Source organism: Mycobacterium sp. IDUB_21 (assembly GCF_055419425.1).
This window is the reverse complement of the sequence record NZ_JBVAXQ010000014.1, coordinates 55,730-76,875: the sequence shown is the minus strand read 5'-3', so window position 1 is coordinate 76,875 and position 21,146 is coordinate 55,730. Positions and strand designations below refer to the sequence as shown.

Genomic DNA, 21,146 nt, shown 5'->3' with positions numbered 1-21,146 from the left:
CCGCTCACCGCGAGATGGCGGCCTCCGGCTCGGACACTTCGGCATCTTCGGCGTGAACGTCGTTGCGGCCGATGAACAATCCGAGCACCGCGCCGACCACACAGATGAGGGCGGTGATCCCGAAGATCTCGCCGTACATCATGGCGAACGCCAGCTTCGAGTTGTGCGCGGTCGCCGCCATCTTCTCGACCAGACTGCCACCGGAGCCCTTGGGTATGCCGGCCAAAATCTGATTGAACCGGTACAGGCCCCACGCCGACAGCGCGGCCAGACCGATCAGCATCCCCGTCATCCGGGCCACCACCACGGCGGACGCGGCGATGCCGTGCTCGCGCGCCGGCACGACCCGCATGACCGCCGAGGTCAACGGGCCGATCACCAGGCCCAAACCGAAACCGGCCAGGATCTGGTCGGTGTGTGCCGCCGGAAGGCTCAGGCCGAGCACCTCGTGGTGGTAGGCCATCAGGTCGACCGGCCACTTCGAGATCAGCCAGTAGCCCCCCGCGGCGATGAGCAACCCGACGAACGTCACCAGCCGGTCACCGGCCATGGTGGCGATCGCGCCGCCCACCACGGCGCCGATGGGCAGTGCGGCCAGGAACCACAGCAGCAGCATCGCCGCCTCGTTCTGGGTCTTTCCGAGCACGCCCTGGCCGAACAGCTCGACGTCAACCAGGGTGACCATCAGCGCGGCACCGGCACAGAGCGAGGATCCCAATGCGGCCAGAAACGGGCCCATCCGGGCGCCGGCCGGGTCGAGCAGCTTCGTCGGCGATCTGATCTCCCAGACGACGAACGCCACGAGCGCGATCGCCGCAACCAACAGGTACGCGGCACCGTGGTCGGGAAGCGCCTGTTTGGCGCTGGGGTCGGGGTTGTACAGGCCGATCGTCAGCAGTCCCAGGATGACCGCCAGCAGCAGCCCCCCGACCACATCGACACGCTCCCGGGAGCCGGCCTTGGACTGCGACGGGAGGCTGAAGTGGATCAAGACCATGGCCAGCCCGGTCAGCGGCACGTTGATCCAGAACACGTCTCGCCAGCTGGTCAGCGCCCAGACGATGAAGATGCCGTACAGCGGACCCAGCACACTGCCCAGTTCCTGGGCGCCGGCGATCCAGCCCAGCACCGCCGACCGGCGTCGCTGTGCCCACAGGTCAGCACCGAGGGCGAACGTCACCGGCAACAGCGCCCCGGCCGCGATTCCCTGGATGGTGCGGCCCACCACCAGCATCGACAGATCGGTCGCCAGCGCGGTCACCACCGAGCCGACGACGAACGTGGCCAGGCTGATCTGCAACAGCAGTTTGCGGCCGAAACGGTCGGAGGCCCGGCCCAGCAGCGGCATCGCGGCGATGTAGCCGAGCAGGTAGCAGGTGATGATCGGGGTGATCTGCTGGATCTTGTTGATCGGGATCCCGACGCCGGCAGGCTGCGGCGCCATGATGTCGCGCATGATCGTGACCACGACATAGGTGTCGAGAGCCCCGAGCAGGACGGCGAGGCTACCTGCGCTGATCGCGAGTCGGCGATTGACTCGCATCACGCTCCCGCCGGCTTCTCAACGGTCACCGGGGCGTTCCAGTTCGACAGCGTCATCTGAATCGAGTTGCCCGCACTGGGGTCCATCTGGGCCTGCACCAACTGGTGGTCACCGTCCTCTTCGATCCAGACCGTGGCCGCTGTCGGAGCGGTGGCCTTCAGCTGCGGCACCAGCTTGTTCACCTCGTCGGCGGGCACTTTGCCGGTGACCCGGACGGCCTTATGGCCGTTGATGGTCTCGCGTCCCTGCGACTTCGGGTCGTTCAGGTTGGCCAGCATGTTGGCCAATCCCTTGTCCGGGCTCAGGATCGCGGCCACGTCGTAGATCTTCTCGGCGGAGCCGTAGTTGTCGTAGTCGTCGCCGGTGATCGCCGCGTACAGGTCGCCGTCGATCACGATGAACTTGGCGTCGACGTCGGAGCCGAGCATGGTGATCGTCGTGCTGCCCTTGGCCGCGGTGGTCGGCTCGTTGGTCAGGTCACCCTCAAGGGTCTTGACCGGCAGGTTCTTGATCTGGCCGGTCACCGACAGCGCCAGGTGCGCGCTCTTGAGGTCGGCGGTGGTGGTGGCGGACTCCTTGACCAGGGTCGCCGCGTCCGGCAGCGGGGCGCCGGATTCCTTGCTGGAGCAGCCGGCGAACAGCGCGGCGGCGGTGGTGGCAGTGGCCAGGGCGATGAGAAGTCTGCGCATGGGTGACATCGTATAGAGGCCGCTCAGTCGCAGCCGCCCAGCGGGCGCATAAGTAGATGGCGACGACCCGCGGCGCCCGACTCCGTCGCCCTTGCGCTCGTCGCTAGCCTGATGTGATGTTCACCGGAATCGTCGAGGAGCTGGGCCAGCTGGTCAGCCGTGACGAACTGACCGACGCCGCGCGCCTGGTCATCCAAGGCCCCACCGTCGTCTCCGACGCCCGCCACGGTGATTCGATCGCCGTCAACGGGGTGTGCCTGACCGTGGTGGAGGTGCTGCCCGGCGGCCGGTTCTCCGCCGACGTGATGCGCGAGACGCTGGATCGGTCCAGCCTGGGATCGTTGCAGGTCGGCGGTCCGGTGAACCTGGAGCGCGCGGCCGCGCTGGGCAGCCGGCTGGGCGGACACATCGTGCAGGGCCACGTCGACGGCACCGGACGGGTACTGGCCCGCACGCCCGCGCAGCACTGGGAGGTGGTGCGGATCGCGCTGCCTGCGTCGCTGGCCCGTTACGTGGTGGAGAAGGGCTCCATCACCGTCGACGGCATCTCGCTGACCGTCGCCGGGCTGGGCTGTGAGCCGGACGACTTTCTCGAGGTGTCATTGATCCCGACCACACTGGAGCTGACCACGCTGGGCCGGGCGCCGGTCGGCACGCTGGTCAATCTCGAGGTGGACATCATCGCCAAATACGTCGAGCGTCTGGTGGCAAATCCCGCTGGGTGAGTCACAGGGCAAACCTTGGCTGACCGGTGGTTCATACTGGACGAGCGGGTTGCGCCGATCGGGCGGCCCCGGACGGCGATCTCAAGGTGGCAGAAGATGACGAAGTTGGACACCGTCGAGCGGGCGGTTGCCGACATCGCGGCTGGTAAAGCCGTTGTCGTCATCGACGACGAGGACCGGGAGAACGAAGGCGACCTGATCTTCGCCGCCGAGAAGGCCACCCCTGAGTTGGTGGCGTTCATGGTGCGCTACACCTCCGGATATCTGTGCGTGCCGCTGGACGGCGCGATCTGCGATCGGCTTGGTCTGCTGCCGATGTACGCGGTGAACCAGGACAAGCACGGCACCGCCTACACCGTCACCGTCGACGCGAAAAACAATGTCGGAACCGGGATTTCGGCTTCGGATCGGGCGACGACGATGCGCCTGCTGGCCGACCCGGGCAGTGCCGCCGACGAATTCACCCGGCCGGGACACGTGGTGCCGCTACGCGCCAAGGACGGCGGCGTACTGCGCCGACCGGGTCACACCGAGGCCGCAGTCGACCTGGCCCGGATGGCCGGCCTGCAGCCGGCCGGCGCGATCTGCGAGATCGTCAGCCAGAAGGACGAGGGCGCGATGGCCCAGACCGACGAGCTGCGGATCTTCGCCGACGAACACGGTCTGGCGCTGATCTCCATCGCCGACATGATCGAGTGGCGCCGCAAGCACGAGAAGCACATCGAGCGCGTCGCCGAAGCCCGCATCCCGACCCGGCACGGCGAGTTCCGGGCGGTCGGCTACACCAGCATCTACGAGGACGTCGAGCACGTCGCGCTGGTTCGCGGCGAGATCGCCGGGGCGCACAACGACGGTGACGACGTGCTGGTTCGAGTGCACTCCGAGTGCCTGACCGGCGACGTGTTCGGTTCGCGGCGATGCGACTGCGGTCCGCAGCTGGATGCGGCGCTGGCGATGGTGGCACACGAGGGCCGCGGGGTGGTCCTCTACATGCGCGGGCACGAGGGCCGCGGCATCGGGTTGCTGCACAAGTTGCAGGCCTACCAGCTGCAGGATGCCGGCGACGACACCGTCGACGCGAACCTCAAGCTGGGGCTGCCGGCCGATGCCCGCGACTATGGCATCGGCGCGCAGATCCTGGTGGACCTCGGGGTCCGCTCGATGCGCCTGCTCACCAACAACCCGGCCAAACGGGTCGGGCTGGACGGCTACGGGCTGCACATCATCGAACGGGTGCCGCTGCCGGTGCGGGCCAACGCCGAGAACATCCGCTACCTGCTGACCAAGCGCGACCGGATGGGCCACGAGCTGACCGGGCTGGAGGACTTCGACGACTCCGCGCACCTGCCCGATGAGTTCGGTGGAGCGCTGTAGATGAGTCCTGCAGCCGGGGTGCCGGACATGCCGGCGCTCGACGCCTCCGGTGTGCGCCTGGCGATCGTCGCCAGTACTTGGCACACCCGGATCTGTGATGCCCTGCTGGCCGGTGCCCGCAAGGTGGCCGCCGACGCCGGTATCGCCGAGCCGACGGTGGTGCGGGTGCTCGGGGCGATCGAGATTCCGGTGGTAGCCCAGGAAGTCGCCCGCAACCACGACGCAGTCGTCGCACTGGGTGTGGTGATCCGTGGTGGGACACCGCATTTCGACTATGTGTGTGACGCGGTCACCCAAGGTCTGACCCGGGTGTCGCTGGATGCCGCGACGCCGGTGGCCAACGGGGTGCTCACGGTCAACGACGAGGAGCAGGCGCTGGATCGCGCCGGGCTGCCCGATTCGGCCGAGGACAAGGGGGCGCAGGCGGCCGCCGCCGCGCTGAGCACGGCGCTGACCCTGCGCGACCTGCGCGCCGCGCTGTGACGGGCCCTTCCGGATCCCCGCAGTGGGATCTGCAGGTGCGCCCGCGCCTGATGCGCATCGGCTTATGGAGCGCGGCGATCCTGATCGTCGCGATCCACGTCGTGGTGAGTTTTCTGCTGACGATCCGCTCCAGCGGCGTGATCTTCCGCACCTACGACCGGGTGGCGGTGGTGGTGCTGGGCATCATCGTGGCCGGATCGATGCTGCTGTGGACCAGGGCCCGGGTGCGGGCGGGCGAATCCGGGGTGTCGGTGTGCAACGGGCTCGGCGACCGGTTGATCCCGTGGTCGCAGGTGGTCGGGGTGTCCTTCCCGCCCGGCAAGCGATGGGCCCGGCTGGAGTTGCCCGACGACGAATACATTCCACTGGTGGCCATCCAGTCCGCAGACAAGGAGGACGCCGTGGCGGCCATGCGTGCGCTGCGAGCCCTGGTCGTGCGCTACCGGCCGGCGCCACCACCATCCGACTGATCCTATGACGACGACCCGCTGCGCCCGACTCCGTCGCGCTTGCGATCGTCGCTAGCCTGGTAACCGTGCCAGACCCCGCGACCTATCGCCCGGCGCCCGGCTCCATTCCCGTCGAGCCGGGCGTCTACCGGTTCGTCGACGCACACGGCCGGGTCATCTACGTGGGCAAGGCGAAAAGCCTGCGGTCGCGGCTGACGTCGTACTTCGCCGACGTCGCCGGCCTGCACCCGCGCACTCGCCAGATGGTGACCACCGCCGCGAAGGTGGAATGGACGGTGGTCAACACCGAGGTCGAGGCGCTGCAGCTGGAATACAACTGGATCAAGGAGTTCGACCCGCGGTTCAACGTCCGCTACCGCGACGACAAGACCTACCCCGTGCTGGCTGTCACCCTGAACGAGGAGTACCCGCGGCTGATGGTCTACCGCGGACCGCGACGCAAGGGAGTGCGCTACTTCGGGCCCTACTCGCACGCCTGGGCCATTCGCGAAACCCTGGACCTGCTGCTGCGGGTATTTCCGGCGCGCACCTGTTCGGCAGGGGTTTTCAAGCGCCACCAGCAGATCGGCCGGCCCTGCCTGCTGGGCTATATCGGCAAGTGCGCGGCACCGTGTGTCGGGCGGGTCAGCGTCGAGGAGCACCGGCGGATCGTGGACGACTTCTGCGACTTCTTGGCCGGCAAAACCGACCGACTGGTGCGCAGCCTCGAACAGCAGATGCTGGCCGCCTCCGATCAGCTCGACTTCGAGCGGGCGGCGCGGCTGCGGGACGACGTTGCGGCGCTCAAACGGGCCTTGGAGAAGCAGGCTGTGGTGCTCGGCGACGGCACCGACGCCGACGTGGTGGCGTTTGCCGACGACGACTTGGAGGCGGCGGTCCAGGTCTTCCATGTGCGCGGCGGACGGGTGCGTGGGCAGCGCGGCTGGATCGTCGAAAAGCCCGGCGACCCCGGCGATTCCGACAGCTCGCTGGAGCGGCTGGTCGAGCAGTTTGTCACCCAGTTCTACGGCGACCAGGCCGAGTTGGAGGGCTCCGCCGACGAACCGACCAACCCGGTGCCCCGCGAGGTTCTGGTGCCCTGCCTGCCGGCCAACGCCGACGAGCTGATCAGCTGGCTATCTGACCTGCGTGGTTCACGGGTGTCGCTGCGGGTGCCGTTGCGCGGCGACAAGCGCGCGCTGGCCGAGACCGTCGAGCGAAACGCCAAAGACGCGCTGCAGCAACACAAGTTGAAACGAGCCGGGGACTTCACCGCCAGATCTGCTGCGCTGCAGAACATTCAAGAGGCGTTGGGACTTGCCGACGCCCCGCTGCGCATCGAATGCGTCGACATCAGTCACGTGCAGGGCACCGATGTGGTCGGGTCGCTGGTGGTCTTCGAGGACGGATTGCCCCGCAAGTCGGACTATCGCCACTTCGCGATCCGAGAGGCCGCCGGCGAGGGCCGCTCCGACGACGTGGCCTCGATCGCCGAGGTGACCCGACGCCGGTTCCGTCGTCACCTGGACCCCGAAGTACTTGCCCCGGAAGGAAAGTCACGTAAGTTCGCCTATCCGCCGAACCTCTACGTGGTGGACGGGGGTGCTCCGCAGGTCAACGCAGCGGCCGCGGTGCTCGCCGAGCTCGGTATCACCGACGTCGCGACGATCGGACTGGCCAAGCGACTGGAGGAGGTGTGGGTTCCCTCGGAGCCGGACCCGATCATCTTGGCGAGGCAGAGCGAAGGCCTGTATCTGTTGCAGCGGATCCGTGACGAAGCGCACCGGTTCGCCATCACCTACCACCGCAGCAAACGATCCAAGCGAATGACGGCGTCTGTGCTGGACGCGGTGCCCGGTCTCGGTGAGCATCGGCGCAAGGTGTTGATCTCGCATTTCGGCTCGGTGGCGCGGCTGAAAAAGGCTACCGTCGAGGAGCTCACCTCGGTCCCGGGAATCGGCGCTGCGACCGCTGCGGCCGTACTCGAGGCACTGGGGGTCGCCGACGGCACGACGGGTGCCGCTGAACAGCAACGGATGTCGGGATGACCAGGGAATCACCAAAGGGCGTGCGGGAGCGCGACGTCGCCGGTTCCGGAGACGGCGCCGGTATCGACGTGGTGCTGGTCACCGGGCTGTCCGGCGCAGGGCGCGGCACCGCGGCCAAGGTGCTCGAGGACCTTGGCTGGTACGTCGCCGACAACCTGCCGCCTGACTTGATCACCCGGATGGTGGACCTGGGCCTGGCGGCGGGGTCCCGGATCACCCAGTTGGCAGTGGTGATGGATGTGCGCTCGGCCGGTTTCACCGGAGACCTCGACTCGGTGCGTACCGAGCTGGCGACTCGCGGCATCAATCCCCGGGTGCTGTTCATGGAGGCCTCCGACGAGGCGCTGATCCGCCGTTACGAACACAACCGCCGCAGCCACCCGCTTCAGGGGCAGCAGACACTCACCGAGGGAATCGCCGCCGAACGGGTCATGCTGGCGCCGGTTCGCGCGGTGGCCGACCTCGTGATCGACACTTCGGTGCTCAGTGTGCGCGAGCTGCGGGAGAGCATCGAGGAGATGTTCGGCGGAGACGCGGTAAGCGCGCCGACGTCCATCACGGTCGAGTCGTTCGGGTACAAGTACGGCCTGCCGATGGACGCCGACATGGTGATGGACGTGCGGTTCCTGCCCAACCCGCACTGGGTCGACGAACTGCGCCCGCACACCGGACAGCATCCGGCGGTGCGCGACTACGTGCTGAGCCAACCGGGCGCAGACGAGTTCCTCGACTCCTACCATCGGTTGCTGTCCCTGGTGGTCGGCGGCTATCGACGAGAGGGAAAGCGATACATGACCGTGGCCATCGGATGCACCGGCGGCAAACACCGCAGTGTCGCCATCGCCGAGGCGCTGGCGCGGCTGGTGGACACCGCGGATGACAACGACGAGGTGTCGGTGCGGGTGCTGCACCGGGATCTGGGCCGCGAATGAGCCGCCGATGAGTGTTGAACCCGCGCACGGCGACCCGAGCATCGTCGCGCTCGGCGGCGGGCACGGACTGTACGCGACCCTGTCGGCTGCCCGCCGGCTCAGCCCGCACGTCACTGCGGTGGTCACCGTCGCCGACGACGGCGGATCGTCGGGCCGGTTGCGCGGCGAACTGGATGTGGTGCCGCCCGGGGACCTGCGCATGGCGCTGGCGGCGCTGGCCTCCGACAGCCCCGCCGGGCGGCTGTGGGCGACCATCTTGCAGCACCGGTTCGGCGGCACCGGTGCGCTGGCCGGCCATCCGATCGGCAACCTGCTGTTGGCCGGCCTCAACGAGGTGCTGGCCGACCCGGTGGCAGCGCTCGACGAGCTCGGCCGGATGCTGGGCGTCAAGGGCCGGGTGCTGCCGATGTGCCCGATCGCGCTGCAGATCGAAGCCGACGTGTCCGGGCTCGACGCCGACCCACGACTGCCCCGGCTGATCCGCGGCCAGGTGGCGATCGCGACCACGCCTGGAAAGGTGCGCCGGGTGCGGCTGCTGCCCGGCAATCCGCCGGCGACCCGACAGGCCGTGGACGCCATCATGTCTGCGGACCTGGTGGTACTGGGCCCCGGATCGTGGTTCACCAGTGTGATCCCGCATCTGCTGGTGCCCGGACTGGCGTCTGCGCTGCAGACCACCAAGGCCCGACGCGCCCTGGTGCTCAACCTGGTCGCAGAACCGGGGGAGACCGCCGGATTCTCGGTGGAGCGGCACTTGCACGTATTGGCCCAGCATGCGCCCGGATTCACCGTCGACCACATCATCATCGACGCCGGACGGGTGCCCAGCGAGCGGGAACGCGAGCAGTTGCGTCGCGCCGCGACCTTGTTCGAGGCAGAGGTTCGGTTCGTCGACGTTGCCAGACCTGGTACACCTTTACATGACCCAGGAAAGTTGGCGGCTGTGCTGGACGAGGTTCGCAACGCCGGCGCGTCGTCGCCGGCGATCCCGACACCCGTCCCGGCGCCCGCCGAGGGCGGGGGCCGGCAATCCGGCGTGAGTGGACCGAGCGGGCTCGGGCCGGGAGGTGACAAGTCGTGGCGATGACGGCCGAAGTCAAGGATGAGTTGAGCCGTCTCGTGGTCAGCTCGGTCACCGCGCGGCGCGCGGAGGTCGCGGCGTTGCTGCGCTTTGCCGGCGGGCTGCACATCGTGGCCGGCCGGGTCGTGGTGGAAGCCGAGGTGGATCTGGGTGTCATCGCGCGCCGATTGCGCAAGGACATCTTCGATCTCTACGGCTACAACGCGATCGTGCATGTGCTGTCGGCGAGCGGGATGCGCAAGAACACCCGCTATGTGCTGCGGGTCACCAAGGACGGCGAAGCGCTGGCCCGCCAGACCGGGTTGCTGGACCTGCGTGGCCGCCCGGTGCGCGGCCTGCCCCCACAGGTCGTCGGCGGCAGCGTCGCCGATGCCGAAGCTGCTTGGCGGGGCGCGTTTTTGGCGCACGGCTCACTGACGGAGCCGGGTCGGTCTTCGGCACTGGAGGTCGGTTGCCCGGGCCCGGAGGCGGCTCTGGCGCTGGTCGGCGCGGCCCGGCGGCTCGGGGTCGGCGCCAAGGCCCGCGAGGTGCGCGGGGCGGACCGGGTGGTGGTGCGCGACGGCGAGGCGATCGGTGCGTTGCTGACCAGGATGGGCGCCCAGGACACCCGGTTGATCTGGGAGGAGCGCCGGATCCGCCGCGAGGTGCGCGCGACCGCCAACCGACTGGCCAACTTCGACGACGCCAACCTGCGTCGCTCGGCACGCGCCGCGGTGGCGGCGGCTGCGCGGGTGGAACGCGCGTTGGCGATCCTCGGTGACACCGTGCCCGATCATCTGGCCACAGCCGGCAAACTGCGCGTCGAGCACCGCCAGGCGTCGCTGGAGGAGCTGGGCCGGCTGGCCGAGCCACCGATGACCAAAGACGCGGTGGCCGGGCGGATTCGGCGATTGTTGTCGATGGCCGACCGCAAGGCCAAGCAGGACGGCATCCCCGACACGGAGTCGGCGGTCACCCCGGAGTTGCTGGAAGACGCCTAGCGGCGCTGACCGCGCCGGGGCGTTGATCCGCACAGTTGCGGGTTGATGCACCGGCCAGGGCCGTGATGCGGGGCCAGAAGATCTGCGGATCCTGAAACCGCTTCGCACGCCTGCGCTTACCGCTATAACAGAACGGGCACGGCAGGGAGCGAGGACAGCATGGGGTTCATCAGACCGTCGGTTCCAGATGTGGACCCCGAAACTTGGCGTGCCACCCCCTGGGCGAGGCGCGTCCAGGTCTGCAGCAGGGACTGGGCTGAACAGGGCTTCGGCACCCCGTCGGGGGTCTACCTGATCTACATGTTCAAGATCGCGGCCTACGCCGTGGGCGCGGCGGCGGTCATCGCCCTCACGCCGGGCCTGGGTGGGCTGGACCGCATTTCCGAGTGGTGGACGCAGCCCATCGTCTATCAGAAGCTCGTGGTCTTCAGCCTGCTGTTCGAGATCCTGGGCCTGGGTTGTGGATCCGGCCCGCTGACCGCCCGGTTCTGGCCGCCCATCGGCGGCGTCCTGTACTGGTTGCGGCCCAACACAATCCGATTGCCGCCGTGGCCGGGCAAGGTCCCGTTCACCCGCGGCGACACCCGCGCGCTCATCGACATCGCGCTGTACGCCGCCGTGCTGGCCTCCGGTATCTGGGCCTTGCTGTCGCCCGGGCAGGGCGATCGCGGCGCGGTGGGCCTGCTCGACCCGATGCTGGTGGCGCCGATGATCGTCGCCCTGGTCCTGCTGGGCCTGCGGGACAAGACGATCTTCCTGGCCGCCCGCGCCGAGCATTACGGCCTGACCCTGCTCGTCTTCTTCTTTCCCTACGTCGACCAGATGGCCGCGTTCAAGCTCATCATCCTCGGGTTGTGGTGGGGTGCGGCCACATCCAAACTCAACCATCACTTCCCGTACGTGGTCGCGGTGATGACGAGTAACAACGCGCTGCTGCGCTCCAAGATGTTCACCGGCGTCAAGCACCTGATGTACCGCGATCACGTCAACGACCTGCGCCCCACCCGGATACCGCAGCTGATGGCACACGTCGGCGGCACCACAGCCGAATTCGTCGTCCCGGCGCTGTTGGTGCTCGTCGCCGGAGATCATCCGTGGCGGTGGATCTTGATCGCATTCATGGTGATCTTCCACCTCAACATCCTTTCCAACCTCCCGATGGGAGTCCCGTTGGAATGGAACGTGTTCGTCCTCTTCTCGCTGTTCTTCCTGTTCGGGCAGCACCCCGAGATCGCCGTCTACGACCTGCGGTCGCCGCTGCTGGCCGCCATCCTTCTCATCGGGCTCGTGGTGATGCCGGTCGCGGGAAATATGTTTCCGCAGCAGATTTCGTTCCTCCCGGCGATGCGGTACTACGCGGGAAACTGGGCGGCCAGCTTCTGGTGTTTTCGCGCCGGTATCGAGGACGTCGTGGAGGCCAACGTCGTCAAGAGCTCGGCACTGGTCATCAACCAGTTGGCGAGGTTCTACGACCAGTCCACCGCCGTCCTGGTGGCGGACAAGGTCCCCGGGGCGTTCCGCGCCATGCACCTGCACGGCCGGGCGCTGAACGGGTTGCTGCCCCGGGCGGTCGAGAACGTGGCCGACTACAGCATCCGGGACGGCGAGATCATCGCCGGGCCTCTGATCGGTTGGAACTTCGGCGAAGGCCACCTGCACAACGAGCAGCTGCTGGCCGCGGTGCAGCGCCGCTGCCACTTGGCCGACGGCGACCTGCGGGTGATTGTGCTCGAAGGCCAACCCATCCACCGGAAAGAGCAGGCCTACCGGATCGTCGACGCCAAATCCGGGCTGATCGAAGCGGGCTACGTGGCCGTGGCCGACATGCTCAGCCGCCAGCCCTGGCCGGAGCCCGGCGATGAGTTCCCGGTGCACGTCACCACCGCGAAATCTTCCGGCCCCAGGGCACGGTAACCCCGGCTACCGGTCCACTGACAGGACTGTTTCGTCGGCCAACACTCGCACGAGTTCGCCCACCGAAACCGCACCGGAGATCACCGAGTGGTCGTTGACGACGAAATGCGGGACGGCACCGATGCCCAGTTCGGCGGCCCGGCGCTCGTCGGCGCGCACGTCGGCGGCGAACGCGTCACCGGCCAGCGCAGCGGCCGCGTCGTTGCTGTCGAGGCCGGCCTCCACGGCAAGCCGCAGCAGCACGTCGGGATCGCCGATCGCGGCGCCCTCGGTGAAGTAGGCCCGCATGAAACGCTCCTGCACCGCATCGGCGCAGCCGCGTTCCGCGCCGAGATGGATCAACCGGTGCGCGTCGAAGGTGTTGCCACGACGGGCCTCGCGCCAGTTGAACTCCAGGCCGGCTTCGGCGGCGGCCCGCTGCTGCTGTTGGACCATGTGCAGTCCGCGCTCGGCATCGACGCGGTACTTCGCCGCCATCAGCTCTGGAAGCGACTGGCCCAGCGAACGTGGAGCGGTCGGGTCCAACTCGAAGCTGCGCCAGTCGATCACGGCCGCAACCCCGGTCTGTGCCAGTGCCGCCTCCAGGTTGTGTTTGCCGATGTAGCAGAACGGACAGATCACGTCGGTCCAGATCGCTACCCGCATGGGCACCGACGATGCCACATCGCTTTACACCCAGGCCCTGCACTGTGGGGCCGGTCACGCACTAGCTGCGATGGCGGGCATCTGCTTCGCCCGGCTTCGCCGCGCTCGCAATGCCCGCTAGGCTGGCGGCAAATACATCAGCAACTGAGCAACACGAGGAGAGGCCAGTGACGGTCCGGGTAGGCGTGAACGGCTTCGGCCGCATCGGGCGCAACTTCTTCAGGGCATTGGACGCGCAGAAAGCCCAGGGCGTCAACACCGACATCGAGATCGTCGCGGTCAATGACCTGACCGACAACGCGAGCCTGGCGCACCTGCTGAAATTCGACTCGATCCTGGGCCGGCTGCCTCACGACGTCAGCCTCGAAGGTGACGACACCATCGTCGTCGGCAACACCAAGATCAAGGCGCTGGAGGTCAAGGAGGGCCCGGCGGCCCTGCCCTGGGGCGACTTGGGCGTCGACGTCGTCGTCGAGTCCACCGGCATCTTCACCAAGCGCGACAAGGCGCAGGGCCACCTGGACGCCGGGGCCAAGAAGGTGATCATCTCCGCGCCGGCCAGCGACGAGGACATCACCATCGTGCTCGGCGTCAACGACGACAAGTACGACGGCAGCCAGAACATCATCTCCAACGCCTCGTGCACCACGAACTGCCTGGGCCCGCTGGCCAAGGTCCTCAACGACGAGTTCGGCATCGTCAAGGGCCTGATGACCACCATCCACGCCTACACCCAGGACCAGAACCTGCAGGACGGCCCGCACTCTGACCTGCGTCGGGCCCGCGCCGCCGCGATCAACATCGTGCCCACCGGTACCGGTGCCGCCAAGGCGATCGGCCTGGTGCTGCCCGAGCTGAAGGGCAAGCTGGACGGCTACGCGCTGCGGGTGCCGATCCCCACCGGCTCGGTCACCGACCTGACCGCCGAGCTGCGCAAGTCGGCGTCGATCGCCGACATCAACGCGGCGATGAAGGCCGCCGCCGAGGGGCCGATGAAGGGCATCCTGAAGTACTACGACGCCCCGATCGTCTCGAGCGACATCGTCACCGACCCGCATTCGTCGCTGTATGACTCCGGGCTGACCAAGGTGATCGACAACCAGGCCAAGGTGGTCTCCTGGTACGACAACGAGTGGGGCTATTCCAACCGGCTGGTCGACCTGATCGCCCTCATCGGCAAGTCCCTGTAAGTCCGGCCGCCGTGAGCATTCAGTCTCTGGAAGATCTTCTGGCGCAGGGGGTGAGTGGCCGCGGCGTGCTGGTGCGCAGCGACCTCAACGTCCCCCTCGACGACGACGGAGATATCACCGATGCGGGCCGCATCGCGGCATCGGTGCCCACCCTGCGCGCGCTCGTCGACGCCGGCGCCAAGGTGGTGGTGACCGCGCACCTGGGCCGCCCCAAGGGCAAGCCCGACCCGGCGCTGTCGCTGGCGCCGGTCGCGGCCGCGCTCGGCGAACAGCTGGGCCGGCATGTCCAGCTGGCCGGTGATGTGGTCGGCACCGACGCCCTGGCCCGCGCCGAAGGCCTCACCGACGGTGACGTGCTGCTGCTGGAGAACATCCGTTTCGACCCGCGGGAGACCAGCAAGGACGATCACGAGCGCCTCGCCCTGGCCCGGGCGCTGGCCGAGCTGGTCGCCGCGCCGGACGGCTCGCCGGGCGCGTTCGTCTCCGACGGGTTCGGGGTGGTGCACCGTAAGCAGGCCTCGGTCTACGACATCGCCACCCTGCTGCCGTCTTACGCCGGGACGCTGGTCGCCGCCGAGATCCGGGTGCTGCAGCAGCTGACCGAGTCGACCGAGCGCCCCTACGCCGTGGTGTTGGGCGGGTCGAAGGTCTCCGACAAGCTGGGTGTGATCAAGTCGCTGGCGACCAAGGCCGATTCCATCGTGATCGGCGGCGGCATGTGCTTCACCTTCCTGGCGGCACAGGGACTCCCGGTCGGCACCTCGCTGCTGGAGGCCGACATGGTGGACACCTGCCGGCAGCTGTTGGACGACTACGCCGACGTGCTGCGGCTGCCGGTGGACATCGTGGTCGCCGAGGCGTTCGACTCCGCCGCCACCGGCGAGCTGGTCGCGGCCGACGCCATCCCGGTGTCCAAGATGGGGCTGGACATCGGTCCCGGCTCGGTGGAGCGGTTCGCGGCCCTGCTGTCGAACGCCAAGACCATCTTCTGGAACGGTCCGATGGGCGTGTTCGAGTTCCCGGCGTTCGCCGCCGGCACCAAAGGAGTGGCCGAGGCGATCGCGACGGCCACCGGCAAGGGCGCTTTCAGCGTCGTGGGCGGCGGCGACTCCGCCGCGGCGGTGCGGGCACTCGGGATTGATGAGGACGGTTTCTCGCACATCTCCACCGGGGGTGGGGCGTCCCTGGAATACCTTGAGGGAAAACCATTGCCAGGCCTGCAGGCGCTGGAAACCGGAGGAACGCAATGAGTCGCAAGCCGCTGATCGCCGGCAACTGGAAGATGAACCTCAACCATTTCGAGGCGATCGCGCTGGTACAGAAGGTGGCCTTCTCGCTACCGGACAAGTACTACGACAAGGTCGACGTCACCGTGCTGCCGCCGTTCACCGACCTGCGCAGTGTTCAGACCCTGGTGGACGGGGACAAGCTTCGGCTGACCTTCGGCGCCCAGGACCTCTCGCAGCATGACTCGGGCGCCTACACCGGTGAGATCAGTGGGGCGTTCCTGGCCAAGCTGGGCTGCAGCTTCGTCGTCGTCGGGCACTCCGAACGACGCAGCTACCACGGCGAGGACGACGCGTTGGTGGCCGCCAAGGCAGCCGCCGCGCTCAAGCACGGCCTCACCCCGATCATCTGCATCGGCGAGCACCTGGAGATCCGGGAGGCCGGCAACCACGTTGAGCACTGCCTGGAGCAGTTACGCGGCTCGCTGGCCGGGTTGAGCACCGAGCAGATCGGCGCGAGCGTCATCGCCTACGAACCGGTGTGGGCGATCGGCACCGGCCGGGTCGCCGGTGCCGCCGATGCCCAAGAGGTGTGCACGGCGGTACGTGCGGAACTGGGCAAGATTGCCTCGCCGAAGGTCGCCGAGGCCGTGCGGGTGCTCTACGGCGGCTCGGTCAACGCCAAGAACGTCGGTGAGCTGATCGCCCAGCCCGACGTGGACGGCGGACTGGTCGGCGGGGCGTCGCTGGACGGCGAGCAGTTCGCCACCCTGGCGGCACTGGCCGCCGGCGGACCCCTTGTCTAGCCGAACCATGACGCGACCCGACGGCACGGTAGGGTTGCGGCCATGATCTTGACGCTGCAGATCCTCTTGGTGATCACCAGCTTGCTGCTGGTGCTGCTGGTGCTGCTGCACCGCGCCAAGGGCGGCGGCCTGTCGACTCTGTTCGGCGGTGGCGTGCAGTCCAGCCTGTCCGGCTCGACGGTGGTGGAGAAGAACCTGGACCGGCTGACGTACTTCGTCATCGCCATCTGGCTGACCTCGATCATCGCGGTCGGCCTGCTGATCAAATACGCCTGAGTCCGCCGGTTGGCGGCTAGCGCACCACCCGGTTGCGCATGGCGTTGAACATGCCGCGCACCGCGTTCTCGGTCGCCGTCAGCGGTGACATCGCCGTCTCGCCGACCTCGACGAGGTAGTCGATCCGGTTGACGATGGCCTCTACCGGCTCGATCAGCGCGACCAACCGGCGGGACAGGTCGTCCAGGCCGGCCATGGTCTCCTCGAGGTGGTCCAGCCCGCCGCCGAGGCGTTCGACCGTGGCGTTGAGGCCGACCAGTGAGCTGTTCAGCTCGTTCATCGTGTCGCCCAGGCCGGTCAGGACGCCCTCGAGTTGCCCGACGGTGACGTCGGCGTTCAGTGCCGCCTGAGCCAGTGTCTTGAGCCGATTGCGTTCGGTGCCGGTCCCCGAGCTTCTGTCTGCCATGACGTCCATTATGACGCCGCGGTTGGTTCGCCGAGCGCGGCTAGCCAGATTTCCCGGGCAGCTCCGAGGCCGCTGCGGCGTCGAGCAGCCACACCGTCTCTTCGCGTCCGATCGCTCCGGCGGCCGGCACCGACACCGGGTCCGCGCCGCCGATCGCGGCGGCCACCGCCCCAGCCTTGGCGGCCCCGGAAACCACCAGCCACACCTGCCGGGAGCGGCGGACCGCGGGCAGCGTCAGCGTGATGCGGCGCGGCGGCGGTTTGGGTGAGTCGGGCACCCCGACCACCAGACGTGTCGTCTCGCGAACCGCGGGGGTATCGGGGAACAGCGAGTTGATGTGGCCCTCGGCGCCCATCCCCAGCAGGTGCACATCGAAATCCGGTGCGGGCTGGCCCGGTTCGGCGTTGGCGGCCAACACCTCCTGGTAAGCCTGCGCGGCGGCGTCGAGGTCGTCACCGCACTCACCGTCACTCGCGGGCATGGCATGCACATTGGCGGCCGGGATGTCGATGCGGCCCAGCAGTGCTTCGCGGGCCTGCTTGTCGTTGCGTTCGGCATCGGCTGCCGGGACGAAGCGGTCGTCGCCGAAGAACAGGTGCACCGTGGTCCAGTCGATCCGTCCGGCATGCTCACCCAGTCGCTGCAGCAGCGCAATGCCGCTGCCGCCGCCGGTCAACACGATCAGCGCGCGGCCCCGGGCGGCCAGCGCCGTCTCGATGGCATCGGCGAGCCGGTCACCGGCGGCGGCGATCAGTTCATCGGCGTCCGGGTAGGTCACTACGGTCACAGGTACTCCACTTCTTCGAGGCCGGCCAGCGCGGCGCCGTACACGGCGTCGGGGTCCAGCCGGCGCAGGTCTTCAGCCAGGCACTCGGCTGTCACCCGGCGTGGCAGCGGGACCAGCGCGTCGGGGCTGGCTGTGCGGCTCAAGGTGGCGATCACCCCGTTCTGAGGTCGGCTCAGTGTCACCGTCTCGCTGTCGCGCACCAACTCGATCTTCAGCTCACCGCCCGCTCGGCGCACCGGTCCGTCGGTGCGGCTGGCCAGCCAGCCGGCCAGGATGTCCAGGGCCGGCTCGGTCGGCAGTCCGGACACCACCGCCGAGCGGATCGGCTCGTACGGCGGCTGATCCAACGCGGAGGCCAGCAGCGCCCGCCAGTAGGTGATGCGACTCCAGGCCAGGTCGGTGTCACCGGCGGCGTAGCCGCCTCGCCGGCCCTTGATCGCCGCCAGCGGGTCCGCGCTGTTGGTGGCGTCGGTGATCCGACGCACTGCCAGTGCGCCCAGCGGATCCTCGGCCGGTGCCGCCGGCGCAACATCGGGCCACCACGCGACCACCGGGATGTCGGGCAGCAGGAACGGCACCACGACCGCATCGGCGTGCTCGGCGAGCGGGCCCGACAGCCGCAGCACCACCACTTCGCCGGCGCCGGCGTCGCCGAACATCCGCAGTTGGGCGTCCAGGCGGGCGTCGCGGGACTCGGTGCCGTCGGTCATCACGACGATCACCCGGCTGGGATGCTCCTGGCTGGCCATGTTGGCCGCGGCGATGGACTCGTCGAGCAATGTGTCGTTCTCGGTGCTTTCCAGGGCGATGATCAGGCTCAGCACCCGGCCCGTCGTCGCCGCACCGACCTGCTCGCGTAACTGGTTGAGCTTCTTGTTGATCGCGTTGGTGGACGTGTTCGGCAGGTCGACAATCATGTTAGGGCCGCCGCCATTCCCGGTCGGAGCGCGCCAGCATCTCGAACGACGACCGCGGACCCCAGGTGCCGGCCGCATAGGGCTCGGGCTTGCCGTGCTCCGACCAGTTCTCGAGCACCGGATCGAGTATCTCCCAAGATAATTCGACTTCGGCGTTGACCGGAAACAGCGACGGCTCGCCGAGTAGCACGTCCAGGATCAGTCGTTCGTAGGCTTCCGGCGAGTCCTCGGAGAACGCCGAGCCGTAGGAGAAGTCCATGTTGACGTCGCGGACTTCCATCAGATGGCCCGGCACCTTGGAGCCGAACCTCAGGGTGATCCCCTCGTCGGGCTGCACCCGGATCACCAGTGCGTTCTTGCCCAGTTCGTCGGTCATGGTGTCGTCGAACGGCAGGTGCGGCGCCCGCTTGAACACCAGCGCGATCTCGGTGACGCGGCGCCCCAGCCGTTTCCCGCTGCGCAGGTAGAACGGCACACCGGCCCAGCGCCGGGTGTCGACTTCCAGGGTGATGGCCGCATATGTCTCGGTCCGCGAGTCGTGGGCGAACCCCTCCTCGTCGAGGAGGCCGACCACACGTTCGCCGCCTTGCCACCCGGCGGCGTACTGGCCGCGGGAGGTGGTCTCATCCAGCGGCTGCGCCAGCCGGGTGGCGGAGAGCACCTTGATCTTCTCGGTCTGCAACTCGGCGGGGGAGAAGCTGACGGGCTCCTCCATGGCGGTCAGGGCCAGTAACTGCAGCAGGTGGTTCTGGATGACGTCGCGGGCGGCACCGATGCCGTCGTAGTAACCGGCCCGTCCGCCCAGGCCGATGTCCTCGGCCATGGTGATCTGCACATGGTCGACGTAGTGCGCGTTCCAGATCGGGTCGAAGAGTTGGTTGGCGAACCGCAGCGCCAGAATGTTCTGGACCGTCTCCTTGCCCAGGTAGTGGTCGATGCGAAACACCGACTCCTCCGGGAAGACGCTGTTGACCACGTTGTTGAGTTCACGGGCGCTGGACAGGTCGTGGCCGAATGGCTTCTCGATCACCACCCGGCTCCACCGGCCGTCCCGCGGACGTGCCAGTCCGCTGGCGTGCAACTTCTCGCACACCACCGGGAACGCGTCGGGCGGGATCGACAGGTAGAAAGCGTGATTGCCGCCGGTGCCACGCTCGGCGTCGAGCTTATCCAGTGTCTCGGCCAGCCGGGCGAATGCCGCGTCGTCATCGAAAGTGCCCTGCACGAAACGGAATCCCTCGGCCAGCCGGTCCCATACCACCTGGCGGAACGGGGTCCGGGCGTGCTGCTTGACGGCCTGGTAGACCACGTCCGCGAAATCCTCGTCGGCCCAGTCCCGGCGGGCGAACCCGACGAGGGCGAACGTGGGTGGCAGCAGCCCGCGGTTGGCCAGGTCGTAGATGGCCGGCATGAGCTTGCGCCTGGCCAGATCGCCGGTGACACCGAAGATCACCACCCCGCACGGGCCGGCGATCCGGGGCAGGCGCTTGTCCCGCTTGTCGCGCAGGGGGTTCTGCCACCCCGTGGAGGTGCGTCGCGCTGTCCCTGCGCTCACCATCAGGTCACTTGGCGGAGTCGAGCTGCGACGCTGTGGCGTCCAGAAGCTCGCTCCAGGATGCCTCGAACTTCTCCACGCCCTCCTTCTCCAACACCACGAACACGTCGGGCAGGTCGATGCCCACCGCGGAGAGCTGATCGAACACCTGCTGTGCGGCCGGGCCGGTGCCGCTGACGGTGTCGCCACGGATCTCGCCGTGATCGGCGACCGCTTCGATCGTCTTCTCCGGCAAGGTGTTGACGGTGTGCGGCGCCACCAACTCGGTGACGTAAAGGGTGTCCGGGTAGTCCGGGTTCTTCACCCCGGTCGACGCCCACAGCGGACGCTGCACCCGGGCGCCGTCGGCGGCCAGCGCGGCGTAGCGGTCGCCGCCGAAGACCTCCTCGTAGGCGGCGTAGGCCAGCTGGGCGTTGGCCACCCCGGCTTTGCCGCGTAGTGCCAGCGCGGCGTCGGAGCCGATCTTCTCCAGCCGGTCATCCACTTCGGTGTCCACCCGGGAGACGAAGAACGACGCTACCGAGTGCAGCTTGGACAGGTCGTGCCCGCCGGACTTGGCGGCCTGAAGGCCGGCCAGATAGGCGTCCATCACCTCACGGTGCCGCTCGACGGAGAAGATCAGTGTGACGTTGACCGAAATGCCCTCGGCCAGCACAGCGGTGATCGCCGGCAGGCCGGCCTTGGTGGCCGGGATCTTGATGAACAGGTTCGGCCGGTCGACGATCTTCCAGAGCTCGATGGCCTGCGAGATGGTCTTGTCGGTGTCGTGCGCCAGGCGCGGGTCCACCTCGATCGAGACCCGGCCGTCCACGCCGTCGGAGGCCTCCCACGCGGGCCGCAGCACGTCGCACGCTTGGCGGACGTCATCGGTGGTGACGGTGCGGATCACGGCATCCACATCGGCGCCGCGGGCTGCCAACTCGTTGAGCTGGTCGTCATAGGCGTGGCCCTTCTCCAGCGCCTTCTGGAAGATGGTCGGGTTGGTGGTCACCCCGACGACGCTGCGGGTCTCGGCGAGTTCCTTGAGATTGCCCGACGTCAGCCGGTCCCGGGACAGATCATCGAGCCACACCGATACTCCGGCCGCGCTCAGAGCGGCGAGATTTGGATTCTGAGTCAT

Annotated in this window: 21 protein-coding genes; 13 read left to right on the top strand and 8 right to left on the bottom strand. The window is 68.1% G+C overall.

What is annotated here, in order from left to right:
- Positions 1–4: 4 nt before the first annotated feature.
- Entirely contained in the window at positions 5–1,543 is a 1,539-nt protein-coding gene (locus tag ACZYY4_RS19050; RefSeq protein ID WP_463811566.1) for an MFS transporter, read from the bottom strand.
- Entirely contained in the window at positions 1,543–2,241 is a 699-nt protein-coding gene (locus tag ACZYY4_RS19045; protein WP_463811565.1) for an LppX_LprAFG lipoprotein, read from the bottom strand. The genes ACZYY4_RS19050 and ACZYY4_RS19045 overlap by 1 nt, the downstream gene beginning before the upstream one ends.
- 107 nt (positions 2,242–2,348) lie before the next feature.
- Here ACZYY4_RS19045 and ACZYY4_RS19040 point away from each other — a divergent pair, with 107 nt between their 5' ends.
- The 9 genes from ACZYY4_RS19040 to ACZYY4_RS19000 all read left to right on the top strand — a co-directional run bounded on the left by ACZYY4_RS19040 (position 2,349) and on the right by ACZYY4_RS19000 (position 12,218).
- On the top strand, positions 2,349–2,957 hold the full coding sequence (locus ACZYY4_RS19040; protein WP_463811564.1) for a riboflavin synthase: 609 nt from the start codon (positions 2,349–2,351) through the stop codon (positions 2,955–2,957).
- A 96-nt stretch (positions 2,958–3,053) separates the two neighbouring features.
- Complete coding sequence (locus ACZYY4_RS19035; RefSeq protein ID WP_463811562.1) at positions 3,054–4,331, top strand: bifunctional 3,4-dihydroxy-2-butanone-4-phosphate synthase/GTP cyclohydrolase II; 1,278 nt, start codon at positions 3,054–3,056, stop codon at positions 4,329–4,331.
- Positions 4,332–4,814: a 6,7-dimethyl-8-ribityllumazine synthase gene (ribH, locus tag ACZYY4_RS19030; RefSeq protein WP_463811560.1), complete on the top strand. Its 483-nt coding sequence runs from the start codon at positions 4,332–4,334 to the stop codon at positions 4,812–4,814. It abuts the gene before it with no gap.
- Positions 4,811–5,284 carry a PH domain-containing protein gene (locus ACZYY4_RS19025; RefSeq protein ID WP_463811559.1) on the top strand — a complete coding sequence of 158 codons (474 nt, stop codon included), beginning with the start codon at positions 4,811–4,813 and terminating at the stop codon, positions 5,282–5,284. Before ribH ends, ACZYY4_RS19025 begins: the two co-directional genes overlap by 4 nt.
- Before the next feature lie 65 nt (positions 5,285–5,349).
- Positions 5,350–7,311, top strand: a complete 1,962-nt coding sequence (gene uvrC, locus ACZYY4_RS19020; protein WP_463811558.1) for an excinuclease ABC subunit UvrC — start codon at positions 5,350–5,352, stop codon at positions 7,309–7,311.
- Positions 7,308–8,243 (top strand): RNase adapter RapZ, encoded by a 936-nt coding sequence (gene rapZ, locus ACZYY4_RS19015; protein WP_463811557.1) that lies wholly within the window; start codon positions 7,308–7,310, stop codon positions 8,241–8,243. Before uvrC ends, rapZ begins: the two co-directional genes overlap by 4 nt.
- 7 nt (positions 8,244–8,250) lie before the next feature.
- The gene (yvcK, locus tag ACZYY4_RS19010; RefSeq protein WP_463811556.1) at positions 8,251–9,330 is read left to right on the top strand and encodes a uridine diphosphate-N-acetylglucosamine-binding protein YvcK; all 1,080 of its coding nucleotides are present in this window, start codon (positions 8,251–8,253) and stop codon (positions 9,328–9,330) included.
- The gene (gene whiA / locus ACZYY4_RS19005; protein ID WP_463811638.1) at positions 9,327–10,304 is read left to right on the top strand and encodes a DNA-binding protein WhiA; all 978 of its coding nucleotides are present in this window, start codon (positions 9,327–9,329) and stop codon (positions 10,302–10,304) included. Before yvcK ends, whiA begins: the two co-directional genes overlap by 4 nt.
- Positions 10,305–10,463: 159 nt before the next feature.
- Positions 10,464–12,218, top strand: coding sequence for a DUF3556 domain-containing protein (locus tag ACZYY4_RS19000; protein WP_463811555.1), 1,755 nt, complete (start codon positions 10,464–10,466; stop codon positions 12,216–12,218).
- A gap of 6 nt (positions 12,219–12,224) precedes the next feature.
- On the opposite strand, the gene ACZYY4_RS18995 is transcribed toward ACZYY4_RS19000, so the two are convergent.
- Positions 12,225–12,863: a DsbA family oxidoreductase gene (locus tag ACZYY4_RS18995; RefSeq protein WP_463811554.1), complete on the bottom strand. Its 639-nt coding sequence runs from the start codon at positions 12,861–12,863 to the stop codon at positions 12,225–12,227.
- 167 nt (positions 12,864–13,030) lie between these two features.
- On the opposite strand from ACZYY4_RS18995, the gene gap reads away from it, so the two are divergent.
- Genes gap through secG form a run of 4 tightly spaced genes read left to right on the top strand, consistent with a single transcriptional unit; the run spans position 13,031 to position 16,361 of the window.
- Positions 13,031–14,053 carry a type I glyceraldehyde-3-phosphate dehydrogenase gene (gene gap / locus ACZYY4_RS18990; RefSeq protein ID WP_463811553.1) on the top strand — a complete coding sequence of 341 codons (1,023 nt, stop codon included), beginning with the start codon at positions 13,031–13,033 and terminating at the stop codon, positions 14,051–14,053.
- An 11-nt stretch (positions 14,054–14,064) separates the two neighbouring features.
- Positions 14,065–15,303 carry a phosphoglycerate kinase gene (locus ACZYY4_RS18985; protein WP_463811552.1) on the top strand — a complete coding sequence of 413 codons (1,239 nt, stop codon included), beginning with the start codon at positions 14,065–14,067 and terminating at the stop codon, positions 15,301–15,303.
- The gene (gene tpiA, locus ACZYY4_RS18980) at positions 15,300–16,085 is read left to right on the top strand and encodes a triose-phosphate isomerase (RefSeq protein ID WP_463811551.1); all 786 of its coding nucleotides are present in this window, start codon (positions 15,300–15,302) and stop codon (positions 16,083–16,085) included. The genes ACZYY4_RS18985 and tpiA overlap by 4 nt, the downstream gene beginning before the upstream one ends.
- 42 nt (positions 16,086–16,127) lie before the next feature.
- Positions 16,128–16,361, top strand: a complete 234-nt coding sequence (gene secG / locus ACZYY4_RS18975) for a preprotein translocase subunit SecG (RefSeq protein ID WP_463811550.1) — start codon at positions 16,128–16,130, stop codon at positions 16,359–16,361.
- Positions 16,362–16,377: 16 nt separating this feature from the next.
- On the opposite strand, the gene ACZYY4_RS18970 is transcribed toward secG, so the two are convergent.
- The 5 genes from ACZYY4_RS18970 to tal are packed head-to-tail and all read right to left on the bottom strand — an operon-like array spanning position 16,378 to position 21,146.
- Positions 16,378–16,776: an ATPase gene (locus tag ACZYY4_RS18970; protein WP_463811549.1), complete on the bottom strand. Its 399-nt coding sequence runs from the start codon at positions 16,774–16,776 to the stop codon at positions 16,378–16,380.
- A gap of 31 nt (positions 16,777–16,807) precedes the next feature.
- Positions 16,808–17,554, bottom strand: a complete 747-nt coding sequence (pgl, locus tag ACZYY4_RS18965) for a 6-phosphogluconolactonase (protein ID WP_463811548.1) — start codon at positions 17,552–17,554, stop codon at positions 16,808–16,810.
- The gene (gene opcA, locus ACZYY4_RS18960; RefSeq protein ID WP_463811546.1) at positions 17,551–18,471 is read right to left on the bottom strand and encodes a glucose-6-phosphate dehydrogenase assembly protein OpcA; all 921 of its coding nucleotides are present in this window, start codon (positions 18,469–18,471) and stop codon (positions 17,551–17,553) included. Before opcA ends, pgl begins: the two co-directional genes overlap by 4 nt.
- 1 nt (position 18,472) lies before the next feature.
- The gene (gene zwf, locus ACZYY4_RS18955; RefSeq protein WP_463811545.1) at positions 18,473–20,029 is read right to left on the bottom strand and encodes a glucose-6-phosphate dehydrogenase; all 1,557 of its coding nucleotides are present in this window, start codon (positions 20,027–20,029) and stop codon (positions 18,473–18,475) included.
- Between the two features lie 4 nt (positions 20,030–20,033).
- Positions 20,034–21,146 (bottom strand): transaldolase, encoded by a 1,113-nt coding sequence (tal, locus tag ACZYY4_RS18950; protein ID WP_463811544.1) that lies wholly within the window; start codon positions 21,144–21,146, stop codon positions 20,034–20,036.

Bases quoted from the DNA above. Each gene is read 5' to 3' on its own strand.
- ACZYY4_RS19050 (WP_463811566.1), bottom strand. From the start codon at position 1,543: ATGCGAGTCAATCGCCGACTCGCGATCAGCGCAGGTAGCCTCGCCGTC.
- ACZYY4_RS19045 (WP_463811565.1), bottom strand. From the start codon at position 2,241: ATGTCACCCATGCGCAGACTTCTCATCGCCCTGGCCACTGCCACCACC.
- ACZYY4_RS19040 (WP_463811564.1), top strand. From the start codon at position 2,349: ATGTTCACCGGAATCGTCGAGGAGCTGGGCCAGCTGGTCAGCCGTGAC.
- ACZYY4_RS19035 (WP_463811562.1), top strand. From the start codon at position 3,054: ATGACGAAGTTGGACACCGTCGAGCGGGCGGTTGCCGACATCGCGGCT.
- ribH (WP_463811560.1), top strand. From the start codon at position 4,332: ATGAGTCCTGCAGCCGGGGTGCCGGACATGCCGGCGCTCGACGCCTCC.
- rapZ (WP_463811557.1), top strand. From the start codon at position 7,308: ATGACCAGGGAATCACCAAAGGGCGTGCGGGAGCGCGACGTCGCCGGT.
- yvcK (WP_463811556.1), top strand. From the start codon at position 8,251: ATGAGTGTTGAACCCGCGCACGGCGACCCGAGCATCGTCGCGCTCGGC.
- whiA (WP_463811638.1), top strand. From the start codon at position 9,327: ATGACGGCCGAAGTCAAGGATGAGTTGAGCCGTCTCGTGGTCAGCTCG.
- ACZYY4_RS19000 (WP_463811555.1), top strand. From the start codon at position 10,464: ATGGGGTTCATCAGACCGTCGGTTCCAGATGTGGACCCCGAAACTTGG.
- ACZYY4_RS18995 (WP_463811554.1), bottom strand. From the start codon at position 12,863: ATGCGGGTAGCGATCTGGACCGACGTGATCTGTCCGTTCTGCTACATC.
- tpiA (WP_463811551.1), top strand. From the start codon at position 15,300: ATGAGTCGCAAGCCGCTGATCGCCGGCAACTGGAAGATGAACCTCAAC.
- secG (WP_463811550.1), top strand. From the start codon at position 16,128: ATGATCTTGACGCTGCAGATCCTCTTGGTGATCACCAGCTTGCTGCTG.
- ACZYY4_RS18970 (WP_463811549.1), bottom strand. From the start codon at position 16,776: ATGGACGTCATGGCAGACAGAAGCTCGGGGACCGGCACCGAACGCAAT.
- opcA (WP_463811546.1), bottom strand. From the start codon at position 18,471: ATGATTGTCGACCTGCCGAACACGTCCACCAACGCGATCAACAAGAAG.
- zwf (WP_463811545.1), bottom strand. From the start codon at position 20,029: ATGGTGAGCGCAGGGACAGCGCGACGCACCTCCACGGGGTGGCAGAAC.
- tal (WP_463811544.1), bottom strand. From the start codon at position 21,146: ATGACTCAGAATCCAAATCTCGCCGCTCTGAGCGCGGCCGGAGTATCG.